14 protein-coding genes are annotated in these 13,810 nt (G+C 64.3%); 6 read left to right on the top strand and 8 right to left on the bottom strand.

Features of this window, described 5'->3' with window-relative positions; translation table 11 throughout:
- Nucleotides 1-45 precede the first annotated feature (45 nt).
- Nucleotides 46-372: a hypothetical protein gene (locus CAL24_RS08005; RefSeq protein WP_038853175.1), complete on the top strand. Its 327-nt coding sequence runs from the start codon at nucleotides 46-48 to the stop codon at nucleotides 370-372.
- A gap of 76 nt (nucleotides 373-448) precedes the next feature.
- On the opposite strand, the gene CAL24_RS08000 is transcribed toward CAL24_RS08005, so the two are convergent.
- The 6 genes from CAL24_RS08000 to CAL24_RS07975 form a co-directional block, all read right to left on the bottom strand.
- On the bottom strand, nucleotides 449-1,042 hold the full coding sequence (locus CAL24_RS08000) for a BPSL1445 family SYLF domain-containing lipoprotein (RefSeq protein WP_028353498.1): 594 nt from the start codon (nucleotides 1,040-1,042) through the stop codon (nucleotides 449-451).
- Between the two features lie 194 nt (nucleotides 1,043-1,236).
- Nucleotides 1,237-2,994, bottom strand: a complete 1,758-nt coding sequence (locus tag CAL24_RS07995; protein ID WP_094806328.1) for a gamma-glutamyltransferase family protein — start codon at nucleotides 2,992-2,994, stop codon at nucleotides 1,237-1,239.
- A 16-nt stretch (nucleotides 2,995-3,010) separates the two neighbouring features.
- A complete protein-coding gene (locus CAL24_RS07990; RefSeq protein ID WP_094806327.1) occupies nucleotides 3,011-4,030 on the bottom strand; it encodes a Bug family tripartite tricarboxylate transporter substrate binding protein in 1,020 nt (339 codons plus the stop codon).
- A gap of 46 nt (nucleotides 4,031-4,076) precedes the next feature.
- A complete protein-coding gene (locus CAL24_RS07985) occupies nucleotides 4,077-4,970 on the bottom strand; it encodes a tripartite tricarboxylate transporter substrate binding protein (RefSeq protein ID WP_249278491.1) in 894 nt (297 codons plus the stop codon).
- Between the two features lie 87 nt (nucleotides 4,971-5,057).
- Nucleotides 5,058-6,077: a dipeptidase gene (locus tag CAL24_RS07980; RefSeq protein WP_094806326.1), complete on the bottom strand. Its 1,020-nt coding sequence runs from the start codon at nucleotides 6,075-6,077 to the stop codon at nucleotides 5,058-5,060.
- A 49-nt stretch (nucleotides 6,078-6,126) separates the two neighbouring features.
- Complete coding sequence (locus tag CAL24_RS07975; RefSeq protein ID WP_094806325.1) at nucleotides 6,127-7,404, bottom strand: NAD(P)/FAD-dependent oxidoreductase; 1,278 nt, start codon at nucleotides 7,402-7,404, stop codon at nucleotides 6,127-6,129.
- Between the two features lie 170 nt (nucleotides 7,405-7,574).
- Here CAL24_RS07975 and CAL24_RS07970 point away from each other — a divergent pair, with 170 nt between their 5' ends.
- Nucleotides 7,575-8,339: an IclR family transcriptional regulator gene (locus CAL24_RS07970; protein ID WP_094806324.1), complete on the top strand. Its 765-nt coding sequence runs from the start codon at nucleotides 7,575-7,577 to the stop codon at nucleotides 8,337-8,339.
- Nucleotides 8,340-8,526: 187 nt separating this feature from the next.
- Here CAL24_RS07970 and CAL24_RS07965 read toward each other — a convergent pair whose 3' ends face one another.
- The gene (locus tag CAL24_RS07965; RefSeq protein ID WP_170947039.1) at nucleotides 8,527-9,594 is read right to left on the bottom strand and encodes a right-handed parallel beta-helix repeat-containing protein; all 1,068 of its coding nucleotides are present in this window, start codon (nucleotides 9,592-9,594) and stop codon (nucleotides 8,527-8,529) included.
- Nucleotides 9,595-9,845: 251 nt separating this feature from the next.
- Here CAL24_RS07965 and CAL24_RS07960 point away from each other — a divergent pair, with 251 nt between their 5' ends.
- Genes CAL24_RS07960 through CAL24_RS07945 form a run of 4 tightly spaced genes read left to right on the top strand, consistent with a single transcriptional unit; the run spans nucleotide 9,846 to nucleotide 12,866 of the window.
- A complete protein-coding gene (locus tag CAL24_RS07960) occupies nucleotides 9,846-10,055 on the top strand; it encodes a hypothetical protein (RefSeq protein WP_051439335.1) in 210 nt (69 codons plus the stop codon).
- Between the two features lie 56 nt (nucleotides 10,056-10,111).
- A complete protein-coding gene (locus CAL24_RS07955) occupies nucleotides 10,112-11,290 on the top strand; it encodes a hypothetical protein (protein WP_094806322.1) in 1,179 nt (392 codons plus the stop codon).
- An 11-nt stretch (nucleotides 11,291-11,301) separates the two neighbouring features.
- Nucleotides 11,302-12,024 (top strand): DUF892 family protein, encoded by a 723-nt coding sequence (locus CAL24_RS07950; RefSeq protein WP_094806321.1) that lies wholly within the window; start codon nucleotides 11,302-11,304, stop codon nucleotides 12,022-12,024.
- Entirely contained in the window at nucleotides 12,021-12,866 is an 846-nt protein-coding gene (locus CAL24_RS07945; protein ID WP_094806320.1) for a DUF2243 domain-containing protein, read from the top strand. The genes CAL24_RS07950 and CAL24_RS07945 overlap by 4 nt, the downstream gene beginning before the upstream one ends.
- Here CAL24_RS07945 and CAL24_RS07940 read toward each other — a convergent pair.
- Nucleotides 12,854-13,048, bottom strand: a complete 195-nt coding sequence (locus CAL24_RS07940; RefSeq protein WP_094806319.1) for a YqaE/Pmp3 family membrane protein — start codon at nucleotides 13,046-13,048, stop codon at nucleotides 12,854-12,856. The genes CAL24_RS07945 and CAL24_RS07940 overlap by 13 nt on opposite strands.
- Between the last annotated feature and the right edge of the window lie 762 nt (nucleotides 13,049-13,810).

The following is a 13,810-nucleotide window of genomic DNA, read 5'->3' as shown; positions in this document are numbered from 1 at the left end:
GCCTGGTGCTATGTAATAGCGCTGACACCCGACTCCGGAAGTTCCATGCCGTTTCGCTTTTTCCCCTGCGCCCTGATGCTCTCCCTGCTGTGCGCGTGCTCGAGCATCAGCCAGACCACCCCCACGGGCAAAGACACCTATCGCGTCACTTACAATGCCGGCGCCAAGTTCCAGACCTGGGTCGAAGTGAAGAACATCGCGCGCGAAAAGGCCGCGGCACATTGCGAATCCCTCGGGCAGCGCCTGTCGCACCCCAAGGTCACATCCAACCACGCCACCGGCCTGATGCCCAAGGAAGCCACCATCGACTTCACTTGCGTGGCCAAGCCTGCCGCCAAGCCCGCAGCGGGCGGCAACGACCAGGCGCCCTAGCCCCGCATGAAAAGGCCCCGCCGCCATGCAGGCGCCGGGGCCGTTGCCGAAGCAGCGCGGCCGCGCCGCGGCGCGATCAAAGTTCCAGCTTCGAGATTTTCGCGCCTTCCAGCGACACACCCGCCATCAGGCCGGCGTTATTCATGACGAAACCGACGATCGGCTGCTGCGCGGTATTGGAATCGATGCGGCCGTTGGCCCCGATATTCGCCACCGCGACCGAAGCGTCGGCCCCGACCGTCCAGCCCTTGCTGTTGCGGAATTGCTCCAGCGCCTGGTCGGTCATGAACAGCAGGATCACGGCCTTCGACTGCGCGCCCGCCTGAAAGCCGATGGATCCCGCCGAGGTGCTGTAGTAGCCCGCGTTGGCGCCGCCCACGCGCAGCACCCCCTTGCCGTGCTGGGCGCCCACCACGAAGCTGGCGCTCAGCACCGACGGGAACACCAGCACTCCCTTGGCGCGTTGCACCAGTTCCTTCGCCTGCGGCGAAGTCTGGTACAGCTTGCCCAGCGCGGCATCGGCGCCGCTGTCGATTTCCTGGCGCTGCTCGGCCGCGGTCGCGGATGCCTGCGGCGAAGTGGTGGTGCAGCCTGTGAAGACCAGGCCTGCCGCCGCCACCGACATGGCGGCCACGGCGCCGCGACGCAAAACGGGAAATTTGTCGAACATGGGATGCTCCTGTTGTTCTTGAGGCTTTTTCACTGTACTCGCCTGCACGTCGCGCGCACGCGCCAGATAGCAAGACATCCCTGCCAAATGCAACAAGCCGCTTCATCAGCGACGGCGTCGGCCGAACCGGTAGCCGTCCGTTACCAGCGCCACCCGCGCGACCACCCGGCACGCCGGATTCAGGCGGCACGGTCTCAACGACCGATGGCGTACGCCGGCCGGCGCGGGTCGGCGGCTCCCCAGCGTATATCCGTGCGAGTGTCGTGCCTGACCACGCACATCGCGCCGGCGCGCCAGTTGCGATCGCGCCACCACTGCACCGAATGCCCCATGGCCGCCAGCGCCTCGCCGACCGGCCGCGCCACCAGGTCCTCGATCATCAGGCGTCCCGGCTGGACGCTGTGCGGCTCGAACGACGAAGGAAAGCTGAACGTGGCGAAACGCGGCGCCTCCACAGCTTGCTGCGGGTCCATGCCGAACACCTCCATGTTCAGGAAGGTTTGCAGCATGGCCTGGCACTGCACATCGCCGCCCGGCGTACCGAAGGGCATCACATAGCCGCCGGGCCGGATCGCCAGTGAAGGATTGGGCGTCAGGCGCGGCCTGCGGCCGGGCCCGATGGCGCAGGCGTGGCCGCGCTCGGCCCACGATTGGCTGCCGCGGCCCGACGCGCACAGCCCCGTTCCCGGGATGACCGGGGTGTTGTATGAGCCATCGCTCGGCGTGGCGGAAAACGCATTGCCGTGCTTGTCGACCGCAGCCACATAGGATGTGTCCAGGCGTGGATCGGTGCGCTGCGCGTCCTCCGGCCGATGCAGGGGCGGCCTGCTCAGCCCGGCGTCGAGCAAATCGCCGGCGGCAGGGATATCCGGACCGGCGCGGTCGGCCAGGATCAGCGCCAGGCGCTCGCGGGCATAAGCCTTGGACAGCAGCACGTCCTGCGGCACCGGTTTGTGGCGCGGGTCGCCGTAGTGCACTTCACGATCGGCGAACGCCAGCTTGATCGCTTCCGTCAGCAGGTGGATATAGGACGCCGAGTTGTGTCCCAGCGTCCGCAGGTCGCGCGACTCCAGGATGTTCAGCATCTGCAGCAGCGTAGGCCCCTGGCACCAGAAGCCGCAACTGTACAGGCGCGTGCCGTGGAAGTCGGTGCTCAAGGCTGGCTCCACCTCGACCGAGAAGTCGCGCAGGTCCTCATGCGTCAGCAGCCCGCCGTTTTCCCGATGGTAGGCGACCATGCGCGCCGCGATGTCGCCCTGGTAGAAGGCGCGCCGCGCCGCCGCCAGGCCGGCCAGGCGGCCCGCCGAGGTATGCGCGCGCTCTTCGTCGGCCATGTACTGCAGGCTCGCCGCCAGGTCGGCCTGGCGGAACACCTCGCCGGCGGCCGGTGGCCGCCCGCCGGGCAAATACACCGCGGCGCTGGAGGACCAGCGCCGGTAGTTGTCCTGGTGATCGGCCAGCACCTCGGCCATCAGCGGGTACATGACGAAGCCATCGCGCGCAAAGCCGATCGCGGCCGCCGCGACGTCGCCGAACGACATGGTGCCGAAGCGCTCGAGCGCCGTAATCCACGCATCGGGCGCCGCCGGGATGACGGTGCGCAGCACACCAGCGGGAATGCGTCCGCCATACTTGTCCAGGAACAGATCCAGGCTGGCCGCGCGCGGCCAATAGCCCAGCCCGGAAATGCTCCATACTTTGCCTGTCTGCGCGTGGTAGACCAGGCACGGGGCCACGCCGCCGATGTTGACGATGTCGCTCTGCACCACCCCGAGCGCAATGCCCGCCGCCACGCCGGCATCGATGGCATTGCCGCCGGCCTGCAGGATCTGGGCGCCCGCATGGGTGGCCAGGTAGTGGCCGGCCGAGATCATGTGGTCCATGCCCGCCAGCGTGGGCCGCATGGACAATGGCGCACTTCCCCGGGTCAGGTCCGGATCCGCGATATTCATGATGGAGACTCCACCTTCATTGGGGTTTGATGCCGAGCCGGCCGGTCACGTCCTTCCACCGGCGGTACTCGGCCTCGATGAATTGCCGGAACTGCTCGGGCGTATTGCCCTGGGCCAGGACATCGCGTTCTTCCAGGGCCGTGCGCATCGCCGGCGTCGCGAGCGCTGCCACGGTAGCCTGCTGGACTTTGTCCAGGATGGGCCGCGGCGTGCCGGCCGGCGCCAGCAGGCCATACCACGAGCCGCCAAGCAGTTGCGGATAGCCTGCCTCGGCGGTAGTGGGGATCTCCGGCGCCTTGGCCAGCCGCCGGTCGTGCAGGATCGCCAACGCCTTGAGCTTGCCCTGGCGGATCAGCGGCAAGGTCGTGCCGGGTGTCTCGAGCGTGTATTGCACGTAGCCGCCGATCAAGTCGTTCACCAGCGCCGAACTGCCCTTGTAAGGCACATTGACGGTCTTGATGCCGGCATCCATGTTGAGCAATTCGCAGAAGAAGTAGTTGGCCGTGCTATTGCCGGGCGACGCATAATTGACTTCGCCCGGATGCTGCCGCGCATACTCCACGAGCTCCGGCAGCGTATTCGGCGGAAACGCCGGGTTGGCCACCAGGATGAACGGCCCGTTGCCCACCAGCGTGATCGGGGCCAGGTCGGCCATGGGGTCGTACTGCAGCCCCTTCATGGTAAGCGGCGCGCCGGTCAGCGGCGACGCCGTGGCGAACAGCAAGGTGTAGCCGTCGGGCGCCGAGCGCACCACCTGCTGGGTGGCGATGGTGCCGCTGGCCCCCGGGCGATTCTCGACGACGACCTGCTGCCCCAGGCTGCGTGAAAACTGCTCGGCCAGCAGGCGGGCCACCGTGTCCGTGCCGCCGCCCGGCGGGTAGCCCACGACCAAGCGGATCGGCTGGGTGGGCCAGCCCGCCGCTGCCCTCGCCGTGCGCAGCGGCCCCAGCCCGGCCAGCGTCGCGCCGCCCAACAGGCCCATGAAACGGCGGCGCGCCGGGGCGTTCTTCTCGTCTACTGATACAGCGTTAACCATAGAGATGCTCCTTGGTCGATCCGCCCGTACGTCGCGGAGAATGGCGTCAGTTCGCCTTCAGGCCCAAGTCCTGGACGATTTTCCTTTCGGCTTCGAATTGCTCGGCGGCATAGCGCGCGTAGGCGGCGCTGTCCAGGTAGACCAGTTCCTGCCCGTACTGGGTCAGGATGGACCGGAAGGCTTCCGATTCGGCAACGCGCTTGAACGTATCGTGCAAGGTTTGCAGGATCTCCGGCGGCAGCCCCTTGGGGGCGGCGATGCCGAACGGGGCATATGCCGCCGGCGTGCCGTCCAGCTCGTGCAGGGTCGGCACGTCGGGAAACTGCGCGCTGCGCGCGTCGCCCCAGGTCACCAGCATGCGCATCTTGCCCGCCTGCACCATTGGCAGGACCGTGGTGGAACCGGCATAGGCCTGCAACTGCCCGCCCAGCACGCCCTGGATCACGTCGGACTCGCCCTTGTAGGGAATGTGCCGCCAGGTCACGCCATTGCGCCTGGCGATGTCCTCCATCATCACGTTGGAGGCACTGCCCACGCTCGCCGTGCCGTACGCGATGTCGCCCGGGTGCTTGCGGGCGTAGTCGATGAACCCGGCCCAGTCACGGTACGGGGCGTTGGCCGGGACGGCCACGCCGAGCGTATAGCCGCTGAGCATCATCACGTAGGTGAAATCGCGGTTCGGGTCGTAGCCCATGTCCTGGATATGCGGCATGCGGAACACCGGGCTGGGCAGGATCGCCAGCGTATAGCCGTCCGGCTCGGCGTTCGCCAGCGCGCGGGCCCCCAGGGTGGCGCCTGCGCCCCCCCTTGTTCTCGATGATGATGGACTGGCCCAGCTCGGGCGCCGCCAGCTCGGCGAACTTGCGCACCACCGTGTCGGTCGAGCCGCCCGGCTGGTATGGCACGACGATGCGGATGGTGCGCTCGGGATAGGCGGCACGGGCCGTTGCCAGGGCGGCGCAGGCCAGCGCGGCCCCCATGCCGATCGCGCGCAGGATGTGACGGAGTGTCATGGTGTTCCTCCCCTTCAGGCGGCCGACCAGGCAGCCGCGAAAGCGCGCTGGAAGTTTCCGCCCAGCACACCAAGAATCTGCGTCTCGCTCAGGCCGCCGCGCGCCAGCGCCGCGGTCAGCTCGGGGAACTGCGCGGGCGTGGGTGTTTCCGTGGGGTAGCGCGCTTCCATCACGTCGCCGAACGCGTTCGAAAAATCTCCCCCCGACGCGGCGTACTTGGTACGCGACATCACCATCACATGGCGCACCGCCTCGTACGTGTCCACCGCAGGAAAATCCGTGCCGATGCCCACGTGCTCGTATCCGACCAGTTCGCCGATGTAGCGCACATTGGCGACGAAATCGTCCAGCGTCGGCTGCTGCTTCGGATCGCCGCGCCAGTTCAGGTAGGCATGAATGCTGCAGCCGATCACGCCGCCGGTCGCCGCCACCGCCTTGAGCACCTCGTCGGACTTGTTGCGCGGCCGCGGGATCACAGCATTGGCATTGGCGTGCGTCAGCAGCACCGGGCGCGAACTGTGCCGCGCCGCGTCCAGGCAGGTCTGCGCGGCGCAGTGGCTCAAGTCGATGGCGATACCGACCCGGTTGAGCTCGGCCACCATCTCGATACCCAGCGCCGACAGACCGGCGTTGCGGCGCTCCAGGCAGCCGTCGCCCAGCAGATTGGCCTCGTTGTACGTCAACTGGATGACCCGCATGCCGAGCGTATGGAACAGCGCCACCCGGTCCAGTTGGTCCTCCAGCGGGCGGCCGTTCTGCCAGCCCATGATCAGCCCCAGCTTGCCGGCCTGCTTGGCGCGCACGATATCTTCGGCGCGCTCGACCAGCAGCCAGCCGGAATCGGGGTCGAGCGCGCGCTGCCGCCACGCCATCACATCCTTGAGCGCCTGCTCGAAGTCCGAGCGCATGTCGGTCACGGTGAGGTTGATGGCATTGACGCCACCGGCCCGCATATCGCGAGTGCTGCCGTCGCTGAAAAACACCAGGCCGTCGACCACGACGGCCTGCTCGTGCAACAAGGATGATGAACGCATTGGAGTATCCCCTTTTGTCATGTGGTGCATGGGTGGCATCCGCCCTGCCTCAGCCGGCAAAGCGCGCAAGTCGGAACGGTTGGATGTCGACACGCGGCGTGCGGCCCAGGATCAGGTCGGCCATCAGTTCGCCCGCGGCGGGACCGATGCCGAACCCGTGGCCGGAAAACCCCGAGGCCAGATAAAACCCCGGTATGCCGTCCACCTGCGACATCACCGGCAAGGCGTCCGGCGTGACATCGATATAGCCACCCCAGGCGTGCGCGATACGCGCCGCGTTGAAAACCGGGAAGGCCGCCGTCAGCCGCCGCCATGCCGTCGCGATCGCGCCCGCCGAAGGCGCGGGATCAAGCACGCGGCAGCGTTCGAACGGGCTGACATCATCCAGCGCAAAGCGGCGCGGAATAGCCAGTTCCTCGAAGAACCGCTTGCCGAAGCGCACCTTCACGAAGGCATTATTGGCAAGCCAGGCGCGCAGGAACTTGCTCATCAGGCGGAAACTGTCCGGCACCACGTCCGCCATCGAGGCGCCGAACTGCGAAACTGTATATCCGCCATCGGCCCGCTTGCGGCAGGTGAACGTCTTGCCATTCACCGTGGCCGACAACGGCGCATCGAAAGGTCCGGTACGCAGCACCGAGCCGCGCACTTTCAGCTGCGGGAATTCGACGCCGCTGTTGCCGCAGAACAGGCGCGACCATGCGCCCCCCGCCAGCAGGACGGCTTGCGCCTTGATCAGGCCGCGTTCAGTCACCACGCCCGCGACACGGCCGGCTTGCAGGTCCAGCCCCCGCGCGGCACAACGCTCCAGCACCACCGCGCCATGCCCGCGGGCCAGCCCGGCGATGGCCTGCGTGGCCAGGCCGGGTTCCGCGACTCCGTCCGTCGGGCTGTAGAGCGCCCCGCTCCAGGGCCTGGGCGATTCTGGCAAATGGCGCAGCACCGCGGCCCGATCCAGCAGGGTCGCCCCGGTTTCGCAAGAGCGGGCCAGGTCCAGCCAGCGCTGGTGCCGTTGCGCATCGTGCCCGTCCTCTTGCAGGTAAAGAATGCCGGTGCGGCGGAAGCCGACCTCCGCGCGAGCCTGGATCTCGCCCCACAGCTGATTGGCGCGCAGCGCCAGCGGCACTTCCGCCGGATCGCGATCCAGCGTGCGCACCCAGCCCCAGTTGCGCGACGACTGCTCGCCGGCCAGCACGCCCTTTTCCAGCACGCAGACCCGCATGCCGGCCTGGGCCAGCGCGTACGCCGTGCAAGTCCCGATGATGCCGCCGCCGATGATGGCCACATCCACCGCCTCGGGCAGTATCGGCCGGTTTTCTGATGACATATCGAATATCGATAACTATAATTTGATATTCGATTATTATTTATCGATTAATGGCGAATGGCAACCACCTTGGCTCCCCTGGGCTGCAGCAAGGGCGGTGATAACATCGCCAGTCAAATACGTTACGCAATGCGATAGCCTGGCGCGCCGGGCTGTCGCCGGGAACATCGATGGCCGATTCGGCGCTATTCATCCAATCTCTGGAAAAAGGTCTCGCGGTCCTGGAAGCCTTCCGCAACTGCGAGACCATGAACCTGCGCGAAATCGCGCAAGCCTGCGACATCACCAGCGGCTCGGCGCAGCGCGTGGCCTACACCCTGGAGCAGTGCGGCTATCTGAAGAAAGACGCGTACAGCAAGCGCTACCGCGTCACTGTCAAGGCGGTGGGCCTGGGCTACAGCTACTTGGCCCGCGAACCGCTCTTCCAGAACGCCCACGCGGTGCTGCACCAGTTGAACCAGGAATCGGGAGAGATCGTCAACCTGTCGGTGCCCGACGAACACAACAGCATGGTGTTCGTCATGCGCGTGCCCACCTCTCAGCACATCCCCGTTTATATGCCGACCGGCACGCGCATCCCCATGCCGGCCTCTTCCTCGGGCCGGGCCGTGCTGGCGCACCTGCCGTCGGATGAGGCCGAGCGCCGGCTGGCCAGTGCGCCGCTGCAGAAATATACGCCGCACAGCACCACCGAGGTCGAGGTATTGCGTGGTTTGATCGCCGAGGCGCGCGAGAACCGCTACGCCTATGCGGACGAGGAATTCTTCCAGGGCGACGTCAATGTGGCCGCCGCCATTCTGAACGAAGACAGCCAGCCCATCGCGGCCATCAACATCTCCGTGCCGAAGCCCCGGTGGACCCTCGAGCGCGCCCGCCACGAGCTCGGCCCCCTCGTCATCCGCGCCGCCCGCGCCATCAGCAAGAACACAACTTGATCTGGCGCAAGTCAAACACGCGCGCAACGCCCCGCGCGCCAGGCAATTGCCTTATCGTAGTGCCTGTGTGATGCACCTCCTCTCTCCAGGTACGACACACACATCTTGGTAATGCTTGTTGCCCCGCATGGTCTGCCATGCGGGGCGTTTTTTTTGCCGAGTTGGTAAATACCCAGACCGAGGTCAGTCACTTCCTGATGATGCGCTCGCGCTTGGCGTTGGTTGCGCGATACGTGGCCGTTGACGCACCGGAAGCAGCGGGCGACGACGCAGCTCCAGCCTGCACATCACACGTGGAGGGGATTTCCGGAATATGCACCACGGTCGGCTCCCGGATAGCACGCTGATCGGAATCGCTCACAGTGTTGGCCTCATAGCGATTCCCCCATGACGGACACTCTGGTATTTTCTTCGTGCATTTATCGATGCGTTCCGGGTTGCAATACCATTCGTCGAAAACTGCCCGAAACTCTGCCTCGCGAAAGACATTTCTAGTAGCAATATTGTTGTTCGATGCGTCACGCAGCCGAATGGGTGAGCCACAAGTGTTCTTGAATGTGTTGTTCTCAATACGATTGTCGCTTGAGTGATGAGCCAGATAAATCGAGTGGAGCAAACCACAACTGCGTTTGTTGCGAATATTGATAAAGTGATTGCCACGAATGACATTATGGCGTGAGTTAACGAATCGCACAGCCGCCGTACTCGGCTGTTCGCCAGATTTAGCTTGACCGATATTGCGGAACACCATGTTCTGAACGACGTTATTGCCCTGACTGGTGTTGACCAGCTCACGGTTTCCTTCAAAAGACATCGCAGTAAGGTAATTGGCGACTTCCAGCCCTGAGAACGTAAAGCGTGCTTCGTTCTGGTCCGCAGCTTTCATAATGAACCAAGTCCCCCTTCTGCCACCGCCGTCAAATATCGGACGCGAAGAGGCGCTTGGCCGGGCAACAATTTCAAAATGTGCGTCTGCCGGAGGCCGGCCGATTCGGACCTGCTGGCCTACATAGCGGCCTGGAGCGATCTCAATCCTCACCTGGTCTGCGCCCTGCTTGACCCGGAAATAAGCAATATTCAACGCCTTCTGCAACGACCGCAGGGCCTGATCAGGCCTGCCGCCGTTGGCTTTATCCGAACCATGGGGATCAAGGTACAGGGTCACCGCCGCCGCAGTGGCAACCACGGGCGACATCGCGACCAGAGGTATCGCTAGTAGGCAAAGAGTGCGTAGCCTGTCGAGAAGGTTCCACATAGTCATCCTAATAGGTTGAAGACCAAAGATATTCTAGGACGGTTTCGACCCAGGCGTGGCAAACGCCACGGGAACCCGCGCGCACGACCATACATAGGCACAGAAACTGCTGCAGGACTGTTTCTCAACAGGAGGTAGCTATGAGACCCCGCGTATTCCCACGTCTTTCCAGCAAATCGTCCGAAACACGCAGCGCCGGCTCCCCCAAGGCACCAAACCCGGACACTCCCCAGTCAGATATCGGCGACGAAGTGCAAAAAGGGATCCGGCACGCCAACCAGCACGACGGACGAGACGGTTCGCGCCCTTCCCAGGCCGGGGACCTGGATTCGCCGGAAGGCAAGGCGACACAGTTCGACGGCAACCCCAACCCGCAAGGCGACGATGAGTCGGGCGTGCTGAAGCCGCGCGACGATACGCCAGCGGTGCTGCGCAAGCGGTCCGGCCCGCGCAGCGGCTAGGCCAGTAGCGACGGGAACACCATTTGCTGCCTGCGGCGGTTTTCCAGGAGACCGACATGGGCACGATGAACAATTTGTGGGACAACGCTGGCGTGCCGCTGGACCGCCAGCGTTTCACCTGGGCCGACACGGTGGGCAAACCCATCAGCAAGCTGGACGACGACGCTTTCACGCGGATCCGCATCGTTCTGCTCAATGGACTGGAAGTGGACGCGCTGCGCCTGAAACATATCGCCAGCCGCTTCAACGAGCCACTGCGCGTGCCGCTGGCCCAACTGCGGCGCGTCGAGCATCACCAGGCGACCATGATCAACTGGCTATTGTCGGCCGACCATTCCCCGCTGGAAACCACCATCGCTTATGAGCAAGTCGCCATCGAAGTGACGGCGGCCGTCGCGCAGGCCGAGCCGGACCCGTACCAAGCCCAAAGTTACCGCTTCGGCCTGCTCGAAGACTTCGATCATTTGTACCGCTACAGCGCCATGCTGGACCGTCTGGAAGGCAAGGACGCCAACAACATTCTGCAGGGCTATACCGACATCGTGCCCGGCCGTCCCACCCGTGATGAACACCGCGCTCCCGAGGATGACGTGCGACGCCCGTATCAACGCGAGCAGGCGTCGTTGCTCACCAAGTTGCACGCCACCCTCATCACTGCCGCGGAATACCAGACCCACGACTATTACATGAACATCGGTCCACTGTTCGCCGACCCATTGGCGCGCCAGCTGTATGCCGAAATCGCTTCCATCGAAGAGCAGCACGTCACACAGTATGGCTCGCTGCAAGACCCCGGAGAATCGCTGTTGGAAAAATTGCTGATCCATGAAGCGACCGAGGTCTACACCTACTACAGCTGCGTCGAACAGGAAACCAATCCCCGCATCAAGGCCATCTGGGAACGCTTCCTGGACTACGAGCTGGGCCATCTGGCTCTGGTCAAATCCCTGTTCAAGGAGCACGAACGGCGCGACCCGGAAGAAGTCCTGGGCACCGTGATGCCCGCATCCCTGAAATTCGCCTCCCAGCGGGACTTCGTGCGCAGCGTACTGGCCAGTGAGATCCCGCTGCGGGCCAAAGGCTCGGCCTACGTACCGCAGGAAGAAGAAAGCCAGGCTTCGATCGACACGCGCGAAGCGCTCAACGCGTCCGGCTCGCCGAGCAGCATCGTGTCGGCCGGCTATCAATGGACGCCCGGCACCGCACTCAACCGCCCCAACCGCGACGCGCAGTAGAGGAAATGACCATGGAACGCACCGTCAAGACCGGCATGAACCGTACCGGCATGCAGATGTCACCCATTCAAGGGCCGATGCAGGTGAAATTCGCGGAACAGCATGGCCCTGATCCCGGCGACTTACAGGAGGCGGCGGCCCTGCGAGCCACCTACATTGAGGCGGCCGAACGGCTAGGATCGGTGCCTGTGCCCGCGACGGGCAAGGGCTGGCTGGCTACGGCAGCCGGCAAACTCGCCGGGCGCAATCCGGAAGTATTGATCGACAAGCTGGGGCAGCGACTGGCCTACGAGCGTTCCGGCGTGAGGCTATACCAGGCCATGCTGGTCAAGGTGGACGCCGCGCACGATGACCGCGACACCGAACTGCGCGCCGACCTGGTCAAGATCTGCCACGAAGAAGAAAGCCATTTCCACATGCTTGCCCAGATCATCCAGGACCTGGGCGCGGACCCCACCGCGCAGACGCCCGGCGCCGACGTCAGCGCCGTAGCCGCAATGGGATTGATACAGGTGATTACCGACCCTCGCACAACGCTTTCACAGAGCCTGGAAGCCTTGCTGACTGCCGAACTGACCGACCATGCCTCGTGGGAATTGCTCACGGATCTGGCTAGGCAGCACGGCCATGATGATCTGGTGGCCCGCTGCACCGAGGCCCTGGCGGCCGAAGCACGCCACCAGGCCATCGTCCAGCACTGGCTGCGGGAATGCGTGGCCCGCGAGGCGACATGAACATCTCGGCGGCCGATGCCGCCCGATTCCGGCCATTCAGCCAAAGATTCGACTGGGCGGCGTACAGCCTGGGATTCGCATTGAGCGGTTTCTTCGACGGCATCCTGCTGCACCAGGTCCTGCAATGGCACCACTTGCTATCGGGCCTGCGCACCGGCGCCTTCGCCGACCTGCGTGTCCAGGTCATGGCGGACGGACTGTTCCATGCCGGCATGTATGCAATCGCGGTGGTCGGGCTGTGGCAGCTGTACCGGGCACGCTCGCACCTGGCCAGGCCGGGAGCCAACCGACGGTTCATCGCCAACTTCTGGATCGGCTTCGGTGTCTGGCACGTGCTGGATGCGCTGCTTTCGCATTGGCTGATCGGCATTCACCGGATCCGCATCGACGTGGCACATCCCCTGCCTTGGGACGTCGCATGGCTGGTCCTGTTTGGGGTGGTGCCGCTGGTCATCGGCCTGCGCCTGCGCAGGAGGGGCGGCAGTGGAACGGCCTCTGGTCCAGGGGGGACCGCGATCGCAATGCTGGTCGTGGCTCAGGCATTCGCAGCCGGTGCGTTGAACGCTTATCCCGTCAGAGCCAATGCCAGCGCCAATACGACCGCCATAGTGCTGCGGCCGGGCGCCTCGGCGGCGGACTTGCTTGCCGCACTGGACGGCACGGCAGCCCGGATACTATGGGTGGACCCGCAGGGCGCCGTCTGGGTCATCGCGGCAGCCGATCCTCCCAGCCGCCTGACGCTATACCGCCATGGCGCCATGTACGTCAGCGGAACATTCAGCCCTGCGGGATGTTCCGCGTGGCTGCGCCCAGGTGGGCGCTCGAGCGATCAGCCTCTCTGACCCAGCGCCTTCTCGATTTTCTTGTCGGTCTTGTACTGGCTGAGCGCGTACACCGCCCAGATCGTGGCGGGAATCCAGCCGATGAGCGTCACTTGCAGGATCAGGCAAATGATGCCGGCTATGGGGCGGCCGATGGTGAAGAAGGTCAGCCAGGGGAGGATTAGGGCGATCAGGAGGCGCATGATTGGAGAGAATGGTAGCAACTGGACGAGTTTACATGACCGAGCAACCGACCCCAGCCCCCCGCCACGATGCTCTTCAGAAATTGCGAATTGCAATAGCGGACAACATGCTTGCCGATAGACAAAATGCCCCTCCAAGCTGTGCTCGCCATCGCAGAATACTCTACCGAAAATAAGTGGCTAAAGTTCCCCATAGGAGTAATCGCGCCGACGAAATAGACTCCCGTTTCGAAACTTGTAGCCGAACGGGGGTTCGGTGGCAGGCGACAATGACAACAGCACCGCTTCCATGTGTCCTCTTAACCGAATCCCCAACTGGGTTGGGGTGCTTTCAACGCCAGGCAGGTCTTGCGTCGAAAGTATCCGCAGGCACACCGAAATCGTCGATGCCAACATAGGAACCACGAGGATTGCCGCAAACAAGAATTTTTCGTAACATCCAGTTTATATACGATAAGACGGTGTCGCATGCCCCCTTACGACCCTAACCAAGAAGAAGACGAGGTTTCGGCAAAGCTATTCGCATTGCGTACCGGACTAGTAATGCTCGCCTCTTGCCTCGCTGATCGCCTGGAGCCTGGAGAACTCCGTGCTCGGTTGGCGTTCTGTGCTGAAGAAGCAGATATGCGGGGAGGAGAACGCCGATTCCTTGAGGCGGGTGATCTACTCCGTACGATGGCAGCCCATGCAGAATCCATGCCGGGCACGGCGTACACCTCCAAACATTCAAGCCGGCGTGAGCCGTGACCCCTATTCGTGACT

This window comes from Bordetella genomosp. 2, from assembly GCF_002261345.1.
Classification (GTDB): domain Bacteria; phylum Pseudomonadota; class Gammaproteobacteria; order Burkholderiales; family Burkholderiaceae_B; genus Bordetella_A.
The sequence above is the reverse complement of the archived record's forward strand: the minus strand, read 5'-3'. Positions and strand labels throughout refer to the sequence as shown.

What these genes read in the sequence shown, in the direction of transcription:
- CAL24_RS07970 (WP_094806324.1), top strand. Translation starts at nt 7,575, where the DNA reads ATGGCCGATTCGGCGCTATTCATCCAATCTCTGGAAAAAGGTCTCGCG.
- CAL24_RS07950 (WP_094806321.1), top strand. Translation starts at nt 11,302, where the DNA reads ATGGAACGCACCGTCAAGACCGGCATGAACCGTACCGGCATGCAGATG.
- CAL24_RS07965 (WP_170947039.1), bottom strand. Translation starts at nt 9,594, where the DNA reads ATGTGGAACCTTCTCGACAGGCTACGCACTCTTTGCCTACTAGCGATA.
- CAL24_RS07975 (WP_094806325.1), bottom strand. Translation starts at nt 7,404, where the DNA reads ATGTCATCAGAAAACCGGCCGATACTGCCCGAGGCGGTGGATGTGGCC.
- CAL24_RS07990 (WP_094806327.1), bottom strand. Translation starts at nt 4,030, where the DNA reads ATGGTTAACGCTGTATCAGTAGACGAGAAGAACGCCCCGGCGCGCCGC.
- CAL24_RS08005 (WP_038853175.1), top strand. Translation starts at nt 46, where the DNA reads ATGCCGTTTCGCTTTTTCCCCTGCGCCCTGATGCTCTCCCTGCTGTGC.
- CAL24_RS07945 (WP_094806320.1), top strand. Translation starts at nt 12,021, where the DNA reads ATGAACATCTCGGCGGCCGATGCCGCCCGATTCCGGCCATTCAGCCAA.
- CAL24_RS08000 (WP_028353498.1), bottom strand. Translation starts at nt 1,042, where the DNA reads ATGTTCGACAAATTTCCCGTTTTGCGTCGCGGCGCCGTGGCCGCCATG.
- CAL24_RS07955 (WP_094806322.1), top strand. Translation starts at nt 10,112, where the DNA reads ATGGGCACGATGAACAATTTGTGGGACAACGCTGGCGTGCCGCTGGAC.
- CAL24_RS07980 (WP_094806326.1), bottom strand. Translation starts at nt 6,077, where the DNA reads ATGCGTTCATCATCCTTGTTGCACGAGCAGGCCGTCGTGGTCGACGGC.
- CAL24_RS07940 (WP_094806319.1), bottom strand. Translation starts at nt 13,048, where the DNA reads ATGCGCCTCCTGATCGCCCTAATCCTCCCCTGGCTGACCTTCTTCACC.
- CAL24_RS07995 (WP_094806328.1), bottom strand. Translation starts at nt 2,994, where the DNA reads ATGAATATCGCGGATCCGGACCTGACCCGGGGAAGTGCGCCATTGTCC.